Annotated in this window: 13 protein-coding genes; 8 read left to right on the top strand and 5 right to left on the bottom strand. The window is 37.9% G+C overall.

What is annotated here, in order from left to right:
• Positions 1-19: 19 nt before the first annotated feature.
• The 5 genes from BM201_RS17085 to BM201_RS17065 all read left to right on the top strand — a co-directional run bounded on the left by BM201_RS17085 (position 20) and on the right by BM201_RS17065 (position 7,807).
• A complete protein-coding gene (locus BM201_RS17085) occupies positions 20-1,393 on the top strand; it encodes an MATE family efflux transporter (protein ID WP_092544867.1) in 1,374 nt (457 codons plus the stop codon).
• A gap of 11 nt (positions 1,394-1,404) precedes the next feature.
• A complete protein-coding gene (locus BM201_RS17080) occupies positions 1,405-1,635 on the top strand; it encodes a hypothetical protein (RefSeq protein WP_092544865.1) in 231 nt (76 codons plus the stop codon).
• A 34-nt stretch (positions 1,636-1,669) separates the two neighbouring features.
• Positions 1,670-2,236, top strand: a complete 567-nt coding sequence (locus tag BM201_RS17075) for a phosphatase PAP2 family protein (protein WP_092544863.1) — start codon at positions 1,670-1,672, stop codon at positions 2,234-2,236.
• A gap of 501 nt (positions 2,237-2,737) precedes the next feature.
• A complete protein-coding gene (locus BM201_RS17070) occupies positions 2,738-5,878 on the top strand; it encodes a SusC/RagA family TonB-linked outer membrane protein (RefSeq protein ID WP_092544861.1) in 3,141 nt (1,046 codons plus the stop codon).
• A 9-nt stretch (positions 5,879-5,887) separates the two neighbouring features.
• Entirely contained in the window at positions 5,888-7,807 is a 1,920-nt protein-coding gene (locus BM201_RS17065; protein ID WP_092544859.1) for a RagB/SusD family nutrient uptake outer membrane protein, read from the top strand.
• Positions 7,808-8,422: 615 nt separating this feature from the next.
• Here BM201_RS17065 and BM201_RS17060 read toward each other — a convergent pair.
• Genes BM201_RS17060 through BM201_RS17040 form a run of 5 tightly spaced genes read right to left on the bottom strand, consistent with a single transcriptional unit; the run spans position 8,423 to position 16,387 of the window.
• The gene (locus BM201_RS17060) at positions 8,423-11,251 is read right to left on the bottom strand and encodes a glycosyl hydrolase 115 family protein (protein ID WP_245758689.1); all 2,829 of its coding nucleotides are present in this window, start codon (positions 11,249-11,251) and stop codon (positions 8,423-8,425) included.
• Positions 11,193-12,311, bottom strand: a complete 1,119-nt coding sequence (locus BM201_RS17055; protein WP_092544857.1) for an endo-1,4-beta-xylanase — start codon at positions 12,309-12,311, stop codon at positions 11,193-11,195. The genes BM201_RS17060 and BM201_RS17055 overlap by 59 nt, the downstream gene beginning before the upstream one ends.
• Positions 12,308-13,480 carry a mannonate dehydratase gene (gene uxuA, locus BM201_RS17050; RefSeq protein ID WP_092544855.1) on the bottom strand — a complete coding sequence of 391 codons (1,173 nt, stop codon included), beginning with the start codon at positions 13,478-13,480 and terminating at the stop codon, positions 12,308-12,310. Before uxuA ends, BM201_RS17055 begins: the two co-directional genes overlap by 4 nt.
• A 2-nt stretch (positions 13,481-13,482) precedes the next feature.
• On the bottom strand, positions 13,483-14,226 hold the full coding sequence (locus BM201_RS17045; RefSeq protein ID WP_092544853.1) for an SDR family NAD(P)-dependent oxidoreductase: 744 nt from the start codon (positions 14,224-14,226) through the stop codon (positions 13,483-13,485).
• 7 nt (positions 14,227-14,233) lie between these two features.
• Positions 14,234-16,387 (bottom strand): alpha-glucuronidase family glycosyl hydrolase, encoded by a 2,154-nt coding sequence (locus tag BM201_RS17040; protein WP_175487083.1) that lies wholly within the window; start codon positions 16,385-16,387, stop codon positions 14,234-14,236.
• A gap of 173 nt (positions 16,388-16,560) precedes the next feature.
• On the opposite strand from BM201_RS17040, the gene BM201_RS17035 reads away from it, so the two are divergent.
• Genes BM201_RS17035 through BM201_RS17025 form a run of 3 tightly spaced genes read left to right on the top strand, consistent with a single transcriptional unit; the run spans position 16,561 to position 21,196 of the window.
• Positions 16,561-18,768 (top strand): glycoside hydrolase family 3 C-terminal domain-containing protein, encoded by a 2,208-nt coding sequence (locus BM201_RS17035; protein ID WP_175487082.1) that lies wholly within the window; start codon positions 16,561-16,563, stop codon positions 18,766-18,768.
• Between the two features lie 4 nt (positions 18,769-18,772).
• Positions 18,773-20,170 carry a glucuronate isomerase gene (gene uxaC, locus BM201_RS17030; protein ID WP_092544849.1) on the top strand — a complete coding sequence of 466 codons (1,398 nt, stop codon included), beginning with the start codon at positions 18,773-18,775 and terminating at the stop codon, positions 20,168-20,170.
• Positions 20,171-20,173: 3 nt separating this feature from the next.
• Positions 20,174-21,196, top strand: coding sequence for a sugar kinase (locus BM201_RS17025; protein ID WP_092542853.1), 1,023 nt, complete (start codon positions 20,174-20,176; stop codon positions 21,194-21,196).
• Positions 21,197-21,294: the final 98 nt, after the last annotated feature.

Genomic DNA, 21,294 nt, shown 5'->3' with positions numbered 1-21,294 from the left:
GCGCACTAAATTTTTGGTTTTGCAGCTTTCAGATTACACAAAAGAATTCAGGAAAAACCTTAACATTGCCTATCCGGTTATGTTGGGGCAATTAGGGCACGTGCTTGTTGGCTTGGCTGATAATCTTATGGTTGGGCGACTAGGTGCTGCGCCACTTGCTGCAGTTTCTTTAGGGAACAGCCTTGTTTTTATAGCACTTTCTCTAGGAATTGGGTTTTCGTTCGCGATTACTCCGCTTATTGCTGAAGCTGATGGATCTGGAGATATCGAAAAGGGGAGAAGTTATTTTCATCATGGAATTATTCTCTGCGGTATAAACGGAATTCTTCTTTTCCTACTGCTTTTACTAGCAAAACCACTTTTATATTATCTTGATCAACCACCCGAAGTTGTAGAATATGCGATACCTTATCTCGAAATTGTAGCTTTTTCGATGCTACCTTTAATGATATTCCAGGCTTATAAACAATTTGCCGATGGATTATCACAAACCAAATATTCAATGTACGCTACCATATTATCAAATGTGGTAAACGTATTTTTCAACTATATATTGATCTACGGAATTTGGATCTTTCCAGAGCTAGGTTTAGAAGGTGCAGCAATTGGTACCTTAATTTCCAGGTTCTTTATGCTATGGTTCATTTGGGAGATCTTAAGACGAAAATCGAAGTTTAAACCTTATTTTGTTTGGTCTAAAAAAGAATTGTTCAAAACCGATATTTTCAAAAAAATTCTGAATCTTGGTTTTCCAACCGCGTTACAAATGTTTTTCGAAGTTGCGATTTTTACCGCTACGGTATTCCTTGCAGGACTTTTAGGAACCAATCCGCAGGCTGCCAACCAAATTGCTTTAAACCTGGCATCGATGACCTTTATGATCGCTGTTGGTTTAGGAGTTACTGCAACCATTCGCGTTGGAAATCAAAAAGGATTGCATCATTATAAGGAATTACGCAGAATAGCGATGTCTGTTTTTCTTTTAGTCTTTATTATTGAAGCTATATTCGCAGTAGGCTTTATTTTACTGAAAGACTGGCTACCTACCTTTTATATAGAAAATACTGAAGTTGTGCTTTTATCGGCGCAATTATTAATTGTAGCAGCTTTATTTCAGTTAAGTGACGGCATGCAGGTAGTGATTTTAGGAGCTTTAAGAGGTTTACAGGATGTAAAAGTTCCCACGGCCATTTGTTTTGTTGCGTACTGGATCATTGGTTTCCCGGTATCCTGGTATTTTGGTAAAGCTGAAAACATGGGAAGTATGGGAATCTGGATGGGACTTCTGGCTGGATTAACAGCTTCTGCATTAATGTTGTATTTTAGATTCAATTATTTAAGCAATAAGCTGATTGCAAATAAACCTAACGAAATTAAAAACGAAACAGTTTAAAAATATATACAATGGAATTTCCTAAATTTTTATTGGGTGATAATACCGATTATTCAGATGCGATCTTTGTAATTCATACAGAATTTCCTCGCTTCATCATTAATCTTGAAAACGATGAGGTAGAATGGCTTGAAGATTTTGATAAAGCTGATGAAGAAGAATTGGCCAATGAAGCCGAAAGTTTAATTCAGCAGGCTAACGATTTTTACGATCGCGAAGTAGCTAGATACGAGGAAGATTAAACAAGCAATCTAATCGTAATTATCTAATATAAGTATGGAAGAATTAATTGAGTTAGATCATAAATTATTCCTTTATTTAAACAATCTTGGGTCTGAAACCTGGGATTGGATGTGGATCGGCATTAGTGATAAATGGATGGCGATCCCACTTTATGCTTTTCTATTATTTCTTTTATTCAAAAAATTTGGTTGGAAATACAGTGTAGCGACTATGGTTTGTATAGCGCTGTTAATTACTTGTACCGACCAGATGTCTAATGTCTTTAAAGACTTCTTTATGCGCCCGCGCCCTTGCCGGCAGGAAGGTGTAACAGAGTTTGCCAGGATCGTAGCCGAGCGATGCGGTAAATATGGCTTCTATTCGGCACACGCATCCAGCACTTTTGCAGTCGCAATTTTTTTAGGATCTATTTTTATAAAAAAGATACCTAAAATGATATGGTTCCTTTTGCTCTGGGCTGCCATTGTAGCTTATAGCCGTGTTTATCTAGGAGTACACTATCCTGGCGATATTCTTATAGGCGCTCTATTTGGTATTTTATATGGATACCTACTTTATTTACTTCAACAGTTCGTGGTGAAGAAGCTGAATGTGGTTTAAATACTTCTCAGATAGATTTAACTGAATTTTTTTCCCTCTTGATCTTTTCTTAAGCATATACAAATAGATATATAAGTTGTATAAATAACGCTATTTTAATTGCTTGATATTTAAACAACCGATTGCGTAATAGTGTTTACGCGTATTTTATACGTTTATTATTGAGTTATTCCTAGAAAACACCTCATATTTATCATAATTTAATCTTTTTTAGTCTCTTTGTGTCATGAAATCTTAATTTTTAGATAGCTGTATTTATATATGTAATACTAAATTGTTTCAATTTTATAAGAATTTAGAAAAATAATAAATAACTTAAAGTGCTGAATATCATTATTTAGACTGTTAAAATTCGGTCTTATAGTCAATTTGAATAAAAGTTTTAACGCAACCGATTTCGTAATTAGTAATTTTGTGATATATTTATCATATCGAAAAATTAACCTAACAATTTTTATCATTCTAATATGATTTAAATCTTTTAATTTAAAATTTACTAATATGGAGGAAAAGATTTCTAACTATGTACGAAAATTGGGTGTTCAGCCTAAATTTTCAATACTACTCTTCTTAATGATGTTCGCCAGCGGTTACGCTCAGAACATAACAGTAAGCGGGGAAGTCATTGACGCCAATGGATTGCCATTGCCTGGCGTAAATGTTTTCATCGTTGGTACGAACCAGGGTACCACAACTAATTTTGATGGAAATTATACTTTAGAAAATGTACCTTCAGATGCTACACTTAGTTATAGCTTCATGGGATATCAAAGTCAGGATATTCCGGTTAATGGTCGTACACAAATAAATGTTACGATGCAGGATGATACTGAAGCTTTATCTGAAGTTGTTGTGGTTGGTTATGGTACACAAAGTCGAGAATCTGTAACAGGATCTGTAGTTTCTGTAAAAGGTGAAGAACTTAATGAGGTTAAAACTGCCAATTTTCAGGATGCTTTAATAGGTCGTGCTGCTGGGGTAAATATTTCTACCAATAGTACAAGACCAGGAGCTTCGCCACAAGTGCGAATTCGTGGTACACGTTCACTTTCTGGAAATAACGATCCTTTAATTGTATTAAATGGAATCCCGTTTTCGGGTGGTTTAAGTGATATTAGTCCTAATGATATCGAAAGTCTCGATATCCTTAAAGATGCTTCTGCAACTGCTATTTATGGTTCCAGAGGTGCGAATGGGGTAATTCTTATCACTACAAAATCTGGTAGACAGGGACAAAAAGCAACTTTCTCTTACAATACATATTATGCAGTAAAAGATGTTTTTGCAAAATATCCTATGATGAATGCAGCACAACTTACGCAATTAAGAGCAGATGTTGCGGCACACCCTAATCAGGGTGGAACCCCTATATATGAATTAGGTGGTGATGAGGATCTCGCAAACGATACAGATTGGCAGGACCTTATTTATGGAACTGGTTTGCAAACTACACACGATGTAAGTGTAAAAGGAGGTTCAGAAAAAGGATCCTATAATGTAGGTTTGGGATATTTTAAGGAAACTTCGGTAGCACCGGGAGATTCTTTCCAAAGATATTCTTTGAGAGCACAGGTAGACCAGGAAGTAGGAGAGCTTTTTAGTTTCGGATTAAATTCAGTAATGAATTTTAATAAAACCAGCAGTATTGTAGGTGTATTTGGAGCATTAGCAGCATCACCACTTTTAAGTCCGTATGATGAAAACGGAAATTTCTTAGAGTCGGTTCGTCTGCAAACTCAGGCTGATAACCTATGGATTCCTACTGAAAATGAAATTAATCGTATTGGTGATGGTCGAAAAAATGAACAGTTAGATTATGGTTCTTACAATAACGTTTACGCAGAAGTTGAAATTCCGTGGATAGAGGGCCTAAAGTATCGTTTAAATCTTGGTCTTAATTTTAGAACGGCAAGAGATGGTAATTTTACAGGACGTGGAGTTTTTAACTATAATGAACAAAACCCATCTTCAGCTAGTTACAATAGTTCGATCACCAGAGATTACGTGATTGAAAATCAAATTTTATTCGACAGAACATTTGCTGAAAAACATAAAGTGAATTTCGTTGGATTATTCTCTTCGCAAAATACTGAGACGGATAACGTAGGTCTAACTGCTCAAAATATTCCGAATGAATCTTCTTTATGGTACAATATAGATTCAGCGCTTTCCGAAGATATTACAAACTATGGTACAGGCTATTCTGCTACAGGATTGCTTTCGTATATGGGAAGAGTGATGTACCAATACGATAATCGTTATTTAATGACGGCTACTTTACGTAGTGATGGTTCTTCCAGATTAGCACCAGGAAACAAGTGGGTAACTTATCCTGCGGTTTCAGTTGGATGGAATATTGGTAATGAAACCTTTATGGACGATGTAGCATGGATAAATCTCTTAAAATTACGTGCAGGTTATGGAGAAACATCAAATCAGGCGATTGCACCATACTCTGTACAGGGTAGATTAAGCACTGTAAATTATAACTTCGGAAGTACATTTGCTACCGGATATTATGTGAATCAATTACCAAATGCAAACCTTGGATGGGAGTTTTCGCAAACCTACAACTATGGTCTTGATTTTGGATTATTTAATAACCGCTTATCAGGTACATTTGAATATTATATAACTAAAACGAATGACATACTTTATACTCTTGGATTACCATCTTCTTCTGGGGTTGGAAATGTAACCAGTAATATTGGTGCTACTCAAAACAAAGGATTTGAAATTTCATTAAACGGTACCATTATCGATAATCCAGATGGATTTACATGGGATGCTGGTATAAACCTTTACAGTAACCAAAATGAGATTACCTCTTTGGCTTCAGGACAGTTAAGAGATGAAGGAAACCTTTGGTTTGTGGGATCTCCAATTAATGTGATCTACGATTACGAAAGAATCGGACTTTGGAACGAATCAGATCCAGATTTCCAATATTTACAACAATATGAACCAGGAGGTAGTGCTGCCGGAATGATCAAAGTTAGATATACCGGAGAGTATAATGCAGATGGTTCTCCAGTACGACCAATAGGAGCAGAGGATAGAAAAATTATCGATCCAACACCAGATTTTCAGGGTGGATTCAATACTCGCTTAGCTTATAAGAATATTGATCTAACTATGGTGGGAACTTTTCAATCTGGAGGAACTTTAGTAAGTACTTTATATTCATCTAGTGGATATTTAAACCTGTTAACTGGTAGACAAAACAACGTAGATGTGGATTATTGGACACCTACCAATACAGATGCTAAATATCCTGCACCAGGAGGGATTCAGAGTGGTGATAACCAAAAATATGCAAGTACGTTAGGATATTTTGATGGTTCTTATTTAAAAGTTCGCTCACTTACTTTAGGATATAATTTTGAGCAGGATTTAATAGATAACTTAGGGATCAATAGATTAAGAGTTTATGCTTCTGCACAAAACCCTTTCGTACTTTTTTCACCTTTTCATGACGAATCTGGTTTAGATCCAGAAATAACAAATTCAGGAGTTAATGGTAACGGAAACCGTCAAAACGTAGCGGTTAATACGAGTAATATTTCCAGAGGTATTCCAACAATAGGAACCAATATTCCATCGACACGTAACTATTTGATAGGATTAAACATTTCATTTTAAAAAGAAAATATGAGAAAATTTAGAATTATACCTATAGCCATATTTTCATTGGTATCGGTATTCGGATTAAAATCTTGTACAGACGATATTTTACAAGAAGAGACAAGAGGAGTTTTTACTCCAGAATTTTTTACGACAGAACTGGGAGTTCAGGGAGGACTAACCTATTTATACCAAAATATGCGAAACGTTTTTGGGTTTGCATATTATTTAAACCTTACTGAAACAGGAACAGATGAATATACTGCTGCCCAGAGTGCAAACAACAACTTTTTTGATCTGGATCTTGCAGGGCAGGGAAATTTAAGTTCAGAAAGTGGATTTTCTGTTAGCGTTGTTTGGGGAAATGCATTCCCGGCAATAAACACAGCTAGTGGTATCATAGAAAATGCTGAAGCCGTTGGGCTGGATAATTCACTAATTGGTGAAGCAAGATTCTTCCGAGCGTTCAATTACTTTCTATTAGTTCAAAACTATGGGGGAGTGCCATTAGATCTTGGATCTGGTGAATTAGCCTTCAATAGTTCTGCAGTTAGAACTTCTACGCGTAACACGGTGCCCGAAGTTTATACCCGGGCTATCTTGCCAGATCTAGAAAGAGCTGTAGAAGACTTACCAGATAATCCTAGATTAACTGGAGCGGTGACTAAGAACGTGGCGAGATTATTCCTTTCAAAGGCGTATTTAACTTACGCCTGGTGGTTAGAGAATCCAAATAATATTCCTACTTATCCAGAAGCGCCAAGAACAGATCCAGATGGTAACGATCCTTCGTATTATTACCAAAGAGCATATGATCTTGCAGTTGAAGGAATTGAAAATCCTGGCCCATATCGTTTACTGGATTGTTTTTATGATGTGCATGTGGCTACAAACGATCGCCATGCTGAAATGATGCTTTATGCAGATCGTACAGAAGAAAGCCAATTATACAATGGAGCTAACTTAGGATATAGTGGTACAGATGGTAGTGCTAATACTGCGGTTTGGATGGTAACTTCTAATTATACAACAATTAGCGTAGACGGAGTTTCAGCTGTGCAAAGAGAAGCTGCGCAGAGCTATGGTAGACCATGGACAAGAATGGCGCCGCCTATTGGAGTCTTAACCGAAACTTTTGCTGAAAAAGAACTAGATTCTCGTTACGATGCGACATTTGTGACCAGCTATCGAGGAAACTGGGATAAAGGTGGCGCTCCAGAAGCTACACTTACTGCAGCCAACGGAATGGAAATCGCTCCCGGTGATGCTGTAGTTTCATTCTTAGATGAACATAACGACAATGTTACCTACGTAAATGGAGGAAACATTGGCGGAGGTGAACTTCCTGGACGATCAGATTATGTGATCAATCCAGATGAGATCAATAGAAGATTCTATCCAGGACTTTGGAAATTGGGTACGTATCGTACCGATAATGGTGACGGACTAGGTTCTCCTAACGGAGCTATTACTCGTCCTTTCCCAATCGCGAAGTTTTCTGAATTCTATTTCCTTGCTGCAGAAGCTGCTGTAAAAGGTGCTTCTGGAAGTTATTCTGCTTACGATCTTATTAATGTGATTCGTGATCGTGCCGGTAACTGGTGTTATGATAATGGAGAGCAGGAAGAGCGTATCGAGGATAATAGTGCGGCCTTAGTTGCGGCTACGCCAACAGATATTGATATCGATTATATATTAGCTGAACGTTCTCGTGAGTATTTTGGAGAAGGCTATCGCTGGTATGATCTTGTTCGTACCCAAAAATGGAACGAGATCGCAGGAACTTACGAAATTGGAGGTAACGATGCATCAGATCATTCACCAACAGTGACAACAAGAAATATAGAACCATATCATTATCTAAGACCTATTCCTAGAGGTCAGATAGATAACTTAGATGTGTCAGATGCTGAAAAAAGTGCTTACCAAAACCCTGGTTATCAATAAAATTGAATTAGCATTTAGATTAGAAAAAGAGAGCTTTTAAAGCTCTCTTTTTTTGTTTAATACTTACCGATATTCGATAAAGTTAAAAGCTTTTATTGGCGCCGCCAAAGGTTACAATACTTCGAGGCTTGCCTTGAGATTAAAAGATTGTTTCTAAAGAATGTCTCGGGGGCTTGCCCCAGCTAGTTTACTTCTGAAGTTTTTAGGACTTACTTATTCGATTTCTTTTGATTTTAGGCTGTGATTATTTCTTCTTTCTAAGCCTTAAAAACGCCAATTGTAGCTAAGATTTGAAGTTTTGGAGATGTTTTCTAAAGCTAGAATATAATACTTCCAGGAAACAAAAAAGTAACTTTGAAATATTCTAATATCAAAGAAAAACACCACCGCGTATAGATCAATATTAGCTATTTTAAAGGAATTTTTTTAGAATAAAAAAGCACATATGACAAGCGATATTTATTCTGAAATAGTATTTGCTTAAAGATAAGTAGATAGCCTTGGGGACAGAAATGCATCAATTGATCAAGCTATCGAATAAAGACATAAAAAAAGCCGGGAACCACCCCGGCATTCTACTGTAATCAAACTAAATTAATTGTATGGAAGTTACAATTATTCTGTCGGCGCCAAATACGTATTTAATGGTGTAGCGCTATCGGTTTCAATGATGATATTTTGCAGCACAATTCCCGGATCTATAGCGTAAACTTTAAGAGTATGTGCTCCTTTTTCAAGATTTAATTCCTCAATTACTTCTGTCACATTATTACTTACAGATGTTCCCCAGTTATCTTTGGTGTCTTTTAGTAAATTAAGTGTATTTAGGTCACCGCCATCGATGGAATATGCAAATTTTAGTCCGCCATTATCTAGAAAATCCAAGCTTGGAGAGATCAAAAAGCTCATTTTAGCTTCAGTATCTTCTTTGATCGAAAATTGATAACTTAAGCTTGCATTTTCTGAAGCTTCCTGGGTAAAACTACTCTCAGGTCTTAAGGCAATATCTCTTTTCCCAAGATCTGGGATCATTTCCCAACCATTATTTTCCTGATATTTATTCGCAGGAATGCTAATGATACCATTTTTAGCGACAAAACCTTCCGTTTTAAAGTCGAATGGCTGATAAGTAACTTCAATTTCAACTTTATCATCATCAGATTGAATTATAAAGCTTTCCTTAGTGGTTTTAGCCGGTAATTTTTCAGAAACTAATTCAAAAAATAAGTGCTCAGATTCGTTAATTTCAGCTTTAGTTTTAGACACCTTTAGCCATTTAGGAAGTTTTTTGATCTTGATCTCTAATTCCTCTTTTCCGCGGTTAAAAATTTCAACCGACGATTTCGCGTTGTTTTTATCGAATATCGGTAAGCTAAGATTTGAACTTTTTGGATAATAATCTTCGCTATTCGCGATCGCTATACCCAATCCAGCTTCTTCTGGAATATCGATCTTGCTGGTTTCTGGCTCAATATTTTGTTTTGGATCAAACCATGACGTAAATCCAATATGCGGCTGAAAGATCATATGATTCCACTTCCCATTTTCGATTGAATGATAAGCTTCGGTAATTTCTTCATCTTTCTTGAAGTATTCTGAAACCTTTTCTGCATACCTGTTTGTGGTGTTACGCTGTTGTTCAGCATACAGCTTGTTTTTCGCCAATGCGATATACATTCTATTTAGATTTGCTGAAGCTTTTATTGGGTGAAGCACCAATTGGAAGTAAGCCGATTGATATTTTTCCTCCAGTTTCCCTGCAATTTCATCAGCTTTTTTCTCTAATTCGTTAAAATCGCTAAGAATTTCTTCAGCTTCATTAAACTGCGTCAAACTATAGGTTTCTTCAGAAAGTAATTCTGGTTTTCTTCGGCTGTTGTAAGTTGTATATTTCTGAAGTAATTCGGCAATTTCAGCAGCATATTCTTTTCCAAATTGAGAGGTCGCCCATTGTTCTGGATAAGCTTTTAGATCTTCAATACTAAAATCTTCAGGATTCCAGGCATAATCCAAAAAGAAGCTAATTGGGTATTCCATTGGCTTAAGGTCACCAACATTAGTGATCCAAACTTTGCGAGCGTGATAATCGTAAGCGAGTGACATTTGCTCGTAAACTCTGGAAATTTGAGTCGTATTTATCCATTTATAACTTCTTGGACCACCAACATAATCGAAGTGATAATAGATCCCGTAACCGCCGCTTCTTGTGCTATCGGCAAGTTTTGGAAGTTTTCTTATATTTCCCCAGTTATCATCGGCCAGTAAAAGGGTGACGTCATCTGGAACTCGCATTCCCTGGTCATAATAATCCTGAACTTCTTTATAAAGCGCCCAAACCTGCGGAGTTTCCTCAGTTGGTTTTTGAGTCACATCGCTAATGATCTCTCGCTGATCTTTCACAATACGCTCCAGTAAGCTAATCGCAGTGCCTTCGGTCATTGGTTCGTCACCATCACCACGCATCCCGATCGTTACTAAAGTTTCGCGATCGTCCATACGCTTGATTCCTTTGCGCCAAAAACTTTTTAAAGTATCCTCATTGGTTTCGTAGTTCCATTCGCCACTACCGTATCGTCCCCATTCGGCTTGCGCACGGGCTAATGGTTCGTGATGCGAAGTTCCCATAACGATCCCGTATTTATCAGCCAAAACACCATTTGCGGGGTCATCATCATAGAAAGCTTTTCCCCACATGGCAGGCCACATATAATTTCCTTTTAAACGCAAAATAAGTTCAAAAACAGGCTCGTAAAATTCATGATTAAACTTGCCATAATTTTCGGTTACCCAGGTGGATAGGGCAGGAGCTTCATCATTAATAAATATCCCACGATACTGAACTTTAGGTCCTGTACTGGTTACACCATTTTTAGCAATGTATAATTCATTCGATTTTTTTACAGGAACATCTGCCCACCAATACCAGGGAGAAACACCAATTTGCTTAGAAAGTTCGTAGATACCAAAGATAGTCCCGCGCTTATCGCTACCGATAATCACTAAATTTTCACCAGATTTTTTAATGATATAGGCTTCCCATTTTCCTTCGATCTTTGAAACATCGATGTTTTGATGTTGCACCAAACTATCGATCATCGTATTTTTTCCTAGTGTTCCAATAATTACATTTCCGTGTTTTTTTACTTCGGAATTTTCTTCGGAAAGTAATTCTGGTAATTTACCGGTAACACGTTCAATATCTTTCTGAAAGTTTTTAGCCGCAATGGCAACACCTTCATAATCTGAATTATCTAATACTAAGTTTGCAGTTTGACTTGCGGTAACAAGACCAAAACTGCCGTTTCCAGCGGTGCTGGAGACAATAGTTTCTTGCCCAAGCATACTGAAGCCCAGCAAGGCGAAAATCGCAAAAACTAGCCGCGTTTTATTTTTTACTGAATTGGATAATGGAGTCATAAACTTGTTTTCTTTCGTAATTTTCATTAAATAATAATGGGTAATTTTTTCTTCCTTCAACAGGATATCGATCTAACCAGGTGTTGCGATCTGAGATATTCCAAAAGGTAATTCCGGTAAGTTCTTCTTTGTATTCTCTAAATACCTTAAAGAACTTCTGGTAAGCTTCTATCTGCGCAAGTTTACGTTTTTCCGTAAACTCGTCAGATTCATCTGGGCGTTGTTCTCGCTGTTCTTTTTCCCATTTGTAAAGAGAAACATCCAACTCGGTTATTTGTACATCCAAACCTGTTTCAGTGTACATTTTTAAAGCCTGTCTTAATTCCTCTTCACTAGGACTAAAAATAGACCAGTGGCCTTGTATTCCAATGCCGTTTATTGGCGCATCTTCTGCCTTTAATTTAGCGATAAGTTTTAAAACGCGATCTCTTTTTTCTGGAATTATAATGTTGTAATCATTATAAAAAAGCTTCGCTTCTGGATCTGCTTCATGAGCAAATTCGAAAGCTTTGGTAAGAAAATCATCACCAATGATCTCAAGCCATTTTGAATCTCTTAAAAAATTGTCTGGATTATCATCGATGGCTTCATTTACCACATCCCAGGCATAGATTTTTCCTTTGTATCGCCCAACAACCGAGTCGATATGAGCTTTCATTCGATCTAATAAAACTTTGCGACTCACATCATTTCCGTTTTCATCTTTAAAGATCCAGTTACCCGTTTGTTGATGCCAAACCAGCGCATGACCGCGAACTTTCAGATTGTTTTCCTGGGCAAAAGCCACGATCTTATCTGCAGATTCCCAATTGTATTCATCTTTTTTTGGATGAATAACACCCATTTTCATCACATTTTCAGGGGTAAGGCTGTTGTATTCGGCTAAGATCAGATCTTTCGATTCTCCTTCAAACGAGGCAGGGGAAACTGCCACACCCATAGGAAAATCTTCAGCAAAATAATCTTTAAGGCCTTTCTGTTCATTAGTTTCTTTGGTGGCTATTTCTTTACTTTCCTTTTTGCCATCTTTGCAAGAAACGACGCCAAAAAGCACCAATATTAGCATATAGCATAGTTGTTTTTTCATGATGCTGTATTTTGTAAACCAAGTTCTAGTCCGGTTAATTCTGCTAATCCTTTTAATCGTCCTATAAATGAGTAACCAGCATAGTATGGCTTTTCTTTTTCAAGCGAATGTAAATAGCCGTGATCTGGTCGCATTGGGATTTTTATTCCTGTGGAATTGGTATGCTCAATAATGAGCTGCATAATTTTCTTCATAGGAACATCGCCATTTAAATGATCAGATTCCATAAAAACACCATCAGTTTTTTTACTTACATTTCTAAGATGAAGAAAATGTAAACGATCTTTATAAGTTTCAAAAATATCGACTAAATCGTTATCGGGTTGTGCGCCAAGCGAACCTGTGCAATAGCATAGACCATTTGCTTTAGAAGCTACATTTTTAAAAATGTATTCTAGATCATTTGCTTTGCTAACCACACGTGGCAAACCGAGTACAGAAAATGGTGGATCATCTGGATGAATAGCCATTTTAATACCCAAATCTTCAACTGCCGGACAAATTTCGCTTAGAAAATAGATCAGGTTCTCGCGAAGAATATCATCTGTAATTTCGCTATAGCCTTCCAACTGATCTAGTAGATCCTTTTCAGTAAAATCTACGGTACTTCCGGGAAGTCCCAACATCACACTTTTAGAAAGAACTTTTAATTCTTCTTTTGAAGTGGTATTAAATTTCTCTTTAGCTTCCAAAAATTGTGCTTCAGAATAATCATTTTCAGCATTAGGCCTTTTCAGCAAAAACAGGTCAAAAACTCTAAATTTTACCGGATCGTACTTAAGCACTTCAGCACCTTCAGCATTTTCGAAATTATGATCTGTTCTCACCCAATCCAAAACCGGCATAAAATTATAGGTGATCACTTTAATATCGAGAGCGGCCAGATTTTTAAGACTTTCAATATAATTAGCGATCAATTCTTTATAATTACCTGTTCTTTTTTTTATGTTTTCGTGAACTGGTAAGCTTTCTACCACTTCCCACTTCATGCCAAGATTCTCTATTTTTTGCTTTGTTTTTTGAATCTCATTTTTGCTCCAAATGTCGCCTACCGGAATGTGATGCAAAGCGGTCACAATGCCAGTTATGCCGGCTTGTTTTAATTCGTGCAGGCTTAACACATCTCTTTCGCCATACCAACGCATGGTTTTAATGATCCTGGTTTCCATATTTAAAATCCAATTGAATTGCCACCGTCGATAGGAAGTACTGTTCCTGTGGTGAATTTAGAAAGATCTGTAGCGTAATAGAAAACGGCATCACCAATATCTGCGGGTTCGCCTAATTTCCCCATTGGGGTTCTTCCCAATACTTTATTTTTACGTTCTGGGTCGCTATCTAAGGCTTTGCTAGACATATTTGTTTTAATGAATCCCGGCGCTACACAATTTACCCGAATACCAAATTTGGCAAGATCTACAGCCATAGCCCTGGTCATTCCTTCGATTGCGGTTTTACTGGCAGAATAGGCTATTACATGCGGAATTCCGTACTGCGCCGCCATAGAACTAATGTTAATAATGCTTCCTTTACCATTTTCTTTCATCACTTTGGCGACTTCTCTACTCATGGCAAAAACGCTGGTGACGTTGGTATGAAGTATCTTCTGAAATTCTTCATTTTCGACTTCCAGAAATTCTTTTTTCATATTGATTCCGGCGTTGTTCACCAGGATATCGATTTTCCCGGCTTCTTTTGCAATTTCAGTAATTGCATCCGGAATTTTATCTAATTCAGTAAGATCTAAAATAAATGGCTTCGCTTTTTCACCAATTTCGGCGCAGGCATTTAAAGTTTTTTCTTTGTTTCGACCAATCACGTAGGTCGTAATCCCTTCATCGCAAAGTTTTTTAGCAGTTGCGAATCCCAGGCCGGCATTTCCTCCGGTTACTATTGCGGTTAAATTTGAGTTCATATAATTTTTAATTCCAGGAAGGTCTTATGCCGGGAGCATAAGGAGTTTCCAATGATTTATAATAGTCTAAGTCTTTTGTGATTTCTGGAATAAGATCTGGGAGATCCATTTTAGAAAATTGCTGAAAGTAAAGCAGGCAGGCATTTCGCCATTGTTTTGCTTCTTTAAGCTGAATATCTAAAAGCATATTCGTTTCTTTAAAAACCTGTGGATCTACATATTTCTGCATTTTTTGCCAGGTTTTTTGCATGTCTTCTACCTGTTCTACTCCTTTTTGATAGTGCGCAGTAATTTCGTACCACAGTGTTTTTCCACTTTTCATTTTATAGTTCCATGGCAAGTGATGAAACCAAAGCAAATATTTATCTGGCGTGGTTGCCGGATCACTATATTTTTCCTGAATTTCAGAAGCGTATTGGTCTAATGCATTACTACCGCTAGAAGTTCTATCGAATCCAATTCCGTTTTCGTCTGCTTTATGATAATAAACAGATGTCCAATCTGGTCGTGGCATATCTTTAACCCATGGGCCAGGTCCCTGATGATGTCCTGCCGCCATAATGTGGTGCAATCCAAGCGGAGTCATATAATTTACCACAGCTTCTCTAGAATCGAGCAATAATTTGCTCATAGGATCTACAAATTCGGCATTATTAGAAAAGGTCATTTTTAGCCAGTCTTTTGCGATAGTTTCGGCACTGGTTTCAGGGTTCCAGGCGAGTCTTCCAAAGCCATACCAGTTGGCCTGTCCAAATTGATGTCCCGTCCAGTTTTTGGCCGTTCCTATGTTTGCGACACCGGCCATTCCCGTAAGTTTTTTGTTGCTTAACTGCCCATCGATAATTTTACCAACCGTACTTCCTTTTCCTTGTGTATAAGTGTCTTCTTCTAAAACTTCCTCAAAAAGTTTAGGTAAAAACACTAAATGAGACATGCCGCCAAGATATTCCTGGGTGATCTGGAATTCCATCATTAAAGGTGTATCTGGCATAGCGCCGAACAAAGGATGAAAAGGTTCTCTTGGCTGAAAATCGATTGCGCCATTTTTCACCTGAACCAATACATTGTCCTTAAATTTTCCGTCGAAAGGTTTAAATTCAGAATAAGCTTGTTTAGCGCGGTCTTCAGGTTTTTCTTCAGAATAAACAAAAGCACGCCACATGATAATTCCGTCGTAAGGAGCAACCGCTTCAGCAAGCATATTGGCACCGTCTACATGAGATCTGCCATAATTGTTGGGACCGGGCTGTCCTTCAGAATTCGCTTTTACTAAAAACCCACCAAAATCGGGAATTTCAGTATAAATTTCTTCAGCTTTGTCTTTCCACCATTGCTTAACTTCGGCATTAAGAGGATCTGCGGTTTCCAGATCACCCGTTTCTATTGGTGCAGAAAATCGAGCAGTTAGATACACCTGGATACCGTAAGGTCTAAAAACATTGGCTAAGGCTTTTAATTTCTGAATATATCGCGGGCTTAGCACTAAAGCATTGGAGTTTACATTGGTGAGTACCGTACCGTTAATTCCAATTGAGGCATTCGCACGGGCGTAGTCAATATATTCCTGTTTGATCAGTTCTGGCAATAAATACCAATCCCAGATCGAAAATCCGGCATAACCACGCTCTACGCTGCGGTCCAGGTTATCCCAATGATTTAAAACTCTTTTCTGAATCTTTGGGGAATCTACAATCGTCAATTTAGACAGGTCTTTATGTAATTGTATCTGTTTTATAAAGTTGAAAACACCGTACAATAGTCCTTTTTCTGTTTTTGCTGAAAGTATAATCTTTGATTCTCCTTTTTCTGAAATATGCTGAATTACATAGCCTTCATCATTAATATTAGAAGTTTTAGAGAGCTTTTTTTTCAGCGATGGATCAAGTTTGTTTAGGGTAGAAATAATAAGATTGGGCGTTTTATTATCGAATTTTGGCTCGATGTGCAGCAAGCCTTTAAACGACTTTTCAATTTCTTCTTTAATTACATCTCCTGTAGGCGAATTCAGGTTTAAATAGACATTTGAAACCTGTTTTTTATAGGAGTCGAGAAGCGTTTTATCTTCAATTTTGTCGTATTGAAGCCATAAATCATAAGGATTCTGGCAAACAGCATAGCTGCTTATCAGGACAAAAAGGAGGCTAAATAGTATTTTTTTCATTTTTAAAGTCGAATTAACTAAACAAACGATTGCGGACTGAAAAGTATATAAAATTTGGCTATTAAAAAAATATTTTACGCAATCGGTTGCTTTTATTTCAATTTTATGTTTTATTTGTTAATCCAGTATAATAATTGGTTTATGTTAAAATTACCGGTAAAATATTATTAATAATGAAAAAACATAGTTGGTTGTTTGCATTGATTTTAATGGCTTTTTTTAGCTTGAAAATCCATGCTCAGGAATCGAAAATCGATAGATCTAAATACGATTTTTACAATGCCGATTTGTCCATGGATAAGCGTATCGACGATTTGATAGGCAGGCTAACTTTAGAGGAGAAAGCATTACAAATGTTACATGCGAGTCCTGCGATCGACAGGCTTGGAATCCCTGCTTATAACTGGTGGAACGAAGCTTTACATGGCCTTGGTAGATCTGGCGTTGCAACGGTATTTCCGCAAGCCATTGGTATGGGAGCAACTTTCGATGAAGAATTGATCTTAAAAGTAGCAACAGCAGTTTCAGATGAAGCTCGTGCGAATTTTAATAATGCAGTTAAACATGGTTATCACAGGCAATATAGCGGGCTGACTTTTTGGACGCCTAACGTGAATATTTTTAGAGATCCACGTTGGGGTAGAGGACAGGAAACCTATGGGGAAGATCCATTTTTAACTTCCAGATTAGGGGAAGCTTTTGTTAAAGGGCTGCAAGGCGATAACGAAAAATATCTAAAAACGGCTGCTGCCGCAAAACATTATGCGGTACATAGCGGTCCGGAGAAATTAAGACATGAATTTAATGCAGATGTTAGTGAAAAAGATCTTTGGGAAACCTATTTGCCGGCATTTAAAACTTTGGTTGATGCGAATGTAGAAACCATTATGTGTGCGTATAATAGTACTAATGGTGAACCTTGCTGTGCTAATAATAGACTTGTTAATGAAATTCTTAGAGAAGAATGGGGGTTTGATGGTCATGTGGTTAGTGATTGCTGGGCTTTACAGGATTTTGTAAATGGGCATGACGTAGTAGAATCGCCTGAGGCCGCTGCGGCTTTGGCTTTAGAAGTTGGTGTAGAATTAAACTGTGGCGATACTTATAATTTTCTGGCGAAAGCGGTAAAAGATGGTTTGGTTTCAGAAGAATTACTGGATAAACGCTTGCACAAATTACTAGAAACTCGTTTTAAGTTAGGCTTGTTCGATGCTGAAGAAAGTAATCCTTACAATAAAATTGGAGTTGAGGTTATGAATAGCGAAGAACATAGAGCTTTAGCGAGAGAAACCGCAAGAAAATCGATCGTTTTGCTTAAAAATGACGGTGTTTTGCCTTTAAAAAATAACCTTTCAAAATATTTTATTACTGGTCCTAATGCAACGAATATCGAGGTTCTATTAGGAAATTATCACGGAGTAAATCCTGAAATGGTAACTGTCTTAGAGGGTATCGCAAAAGCAATAAAACCTGAAAGTCAGTTGCAATATAGAATGGGAACCAGGCTTAATATTCCTAATGAAAATCCGCAGGATTGGGCATCGCCTAACGCCGGTAATAGCGACGCAACCTTTGTGGTGATGGGAATATCAGGACTGTTAGAAGGAGAGGAAGGAGAATCTATTGCTTCCCCAACTTTTGGAGATCGTCTGGATTATAATTTGCCAGAAAATCAGATCGAATATTTGCGAAAAGTAAGTGAAGCTGCAGAAGATCGTCCGGTTGTTGCGATCGTAACAGGTGGTAGCCCAATGAATTTAGCTGAAGTCCATAAACTTGCCGATGCTGTTTTAATGGTTTGGTATCCGGGAGAAGAAGGTGGTAATGCTATTGCAGATATCATTTTCGGGAAAAATTCTCCTTCAGGAAGATTGCCAATTACTTTTCCAATGAACATCGAAGATCTTCCCGCTTACGAAGATTATACTATGGAAGGAAGAACCTATAAATACATGGACGTTGCGCCAATGTATCCTTTTGGTTATGGATTAAGTTACACCAATTTCGAGTATTCTGAAATCCAATTATCTAAACAAAAAGTAAAGAAAAATGAATCTTTAGAAGCTCATATTTCAGTAAAAAATACTGGCGATTTTGATAGTGATGAAGTGGTACAGGTGTATTTAAAAGATGTAAAAGCTTCTTCCAGAGTACCTAATTTCGAGTTGGTGGCATTCCAAAATATTCAGCTTAAAAAGGGAGAATCAAAAGAACTGACTTTTACGATCACTCCAGAGATGTTGAGTTTTATAGATGAAGATGGAAAAGAAACTATTGAGAAAGGAGATTTTGAAATTTATATAGGAGGTAGTAGTCCGCTGAAGAGAAATGAAGAACTAGGAAAAAAAGCCTTGAAAAAGGTTCAATTTCAACTAAAATAAGAATATGAAACCCTTTATCACGGATAATTTTTTGTTGGAGACTAAGTATGCTGAGGAGTTGTATCATCAGTATGCCAAGGATCAACCGATCATCGATTATCATAATCATTTGCCACCGGCACAGATCGCTGCCGATATGCAGTTCGATACCATCAGCCAGGTGTGGCTAAGCGGCGACCATTATAAATGGCGTGCGATGCGAACTTTGGGAATCGATGAACATTATATCACTGGCAATGCCAGTGACCAGGAAAAATTCGAAGCCTGGGGCAAAACGGTGCCACATACGCTTCGTAATCCACTGTATCATTGGACGCATTTAGAGCTGAAACGCTATTTTGGGATCGATGAACTTTTAAATGAAAAAAACGCTACCTCGATCTACCAGGAGATCAACAATCAGTTGCAGCAACAAGAAAACAGCTGCCGCGGCTTGTTGCATAAAATGAACGTCAATACGCTTTGTACCACGGAAGATCCTACCGATACTTTGGAACATCACCAGGCGATGGCAGGCGAGGATTTCGGAATAAAAGTGAGCACCGCTTTTCGTCCCGATAAATCTATTTTGATCGATGCGGAAGGTTATACCGATTATCTAAAAACACTGGGTAAAACCACCAATATCGCTATTGAAAGCTTCCAGGATCTCAAAGATGCATTATTGCAACGTATCGAATACTTCGATAAACATGGCTGTAAACTTTGTGATCATGGTTTAAATGCGATGAGCTATACTGAATTTACCGAAGCTGAGATCAATGCGATCTTTAAAAACAAACTGGCCGGGAAAGCAGTTTCAAATCTTGATGCTGAGAAATTCAAAACCGCGATCTTACTGTTTTTATGTGAGTGTTATCATAAATTCGGATGGGTACAGCAATTTCATTTAGGGGCGCTTCGAAACAACAACAAACGAATGCTGGCACAATTGGGCCCCGATACCGGTTGGGATTCGATCGGTGATTATTCACAAGCGGAAAAACTCTCTCAGTTTTTAAACAAACTGGATAGCCAGGATAAACTCACTAAAACGATCTTATACAATCTAAACCCGGCCGATAATGAAGTCTTTGCCACGATGATCGGGAACTTCAATGACGGTAGTGTTCGTGGAAAAGTACAATGGGGATCCGGCTGGTGGTTTTTAGATCAAAAGGACGGGATGGAAAAACAGATGAACGCATTATCGAATATGGGATTAATTAGCTGTTTTATTGGGATGCTAACCGATTCCAGAAGCTTTTTATCCTTTCCAAGACACGAATATTTTAGACGAATTCTATGCAATCTCTTCGGAAAGGAAATCGCTTCAGGCGAACTTCCTGAAGATATGGAACTCATCGGAAGTACGGTAGCTAATATCTGCTATGGCAATGCCAAAGAATACTTTAAGTTTTAAAAGGTGAAAAACTCAAACTCACATCACAAAATAGTTTCTTTTGGCGAAGTGCTGATGCGACTGAGTCCATCGGAGAACCGCAAACTCTCCCAAACCCACCAAATGGATTTCTATTTTGGAGGGACCGAGATGAATGTAGCGGCCTCGCTCTCGTATTTTGGGGAACATACCCAACAGGTGACTAATGTTTCTAATGATTTAGTAGGAGATGCCGCCATTGCGCAAATGCGTCAATATGGGATCGATACCTCGGCTATTAGCAAAGTCGATCATCCCTTGGGATTGTACTTTTTAGAAGTCGGTTCAGGGATGCGGGCTAGTAAGATCGCCTATAATCGCTTGCATGGCAGTTTTGCCAATATTAGCCCAAGACAGGTAAACTGGGATGAAATTTTAGCAGACGCCGGTTATTTACATTGGACGGGGATTTCCCCGGCGATCTCAGCAAGCGCTTATGAAACCTTGAAGATCGGACTCGAAAAAGCAAAAGCCAAAGGGCTTACGATCACTGCTGATCCTGCTTATCGCAGCAATCTTTGGCAATATGGGAAAGACGGTCATGAGGTTTTAAAAGAACTGGTAAGCCTATCCACAATTTTTGTGGGTGGGGTTAATGAAATCAATGAGATTTTAAAGACCGACTATGATTTTTCGAAAGAAGGATTTATTGAAGCCAGTAAAGCTTTGATCAAAGAATGCCCTTCGATCGAAAAAGTATTTGATAAGGTAAGAACCGGACTCAGTGCAAGCTGGCAGAAGGTGTACGGAAGAGCATGGACGGGGACGGAATACCTAGAAACCCAGGAACTAGAGATTACCGATGTGGTGGACCGAATCGGAACCGGCGATGCCTATGCCGCCGGACTGATTTACGGACTGATTCATTTTGAAGATCAAAAGGCACTGGAATTTGCCAATGCAGCTTGCGCTTTAAAACATACGATACTGGGAGATGTAAATCAGGTAAGTCCGGAAGAAGTTGAAGAAGTAATGGCCGGTAGCACCGGAGGACGAATTAAGAGATAAGATTTTAGAATATTGATACTAGATTCTAGAAATGAGATCTCGATACAAATTTCAATTAACATTGAAATTCACTCGATCTGACAATAGATGGAAAGCTT

This window comes from Zunongwangia mangrovi (genome assembly GCF_900112105.1).
In the GTDB taxonomy this organism is placed as follows: Bacteria; Bacteroidota; Bacteroidia; order Flavobacteriales; family Flavobacteriaceae; genus Zunongwangia; species Zunongwangia mangrovi.
Note: the sequence above shows the minus strand (reverse complement) of the source record. Positions and strands in the feature narration are given on the sequence as shown.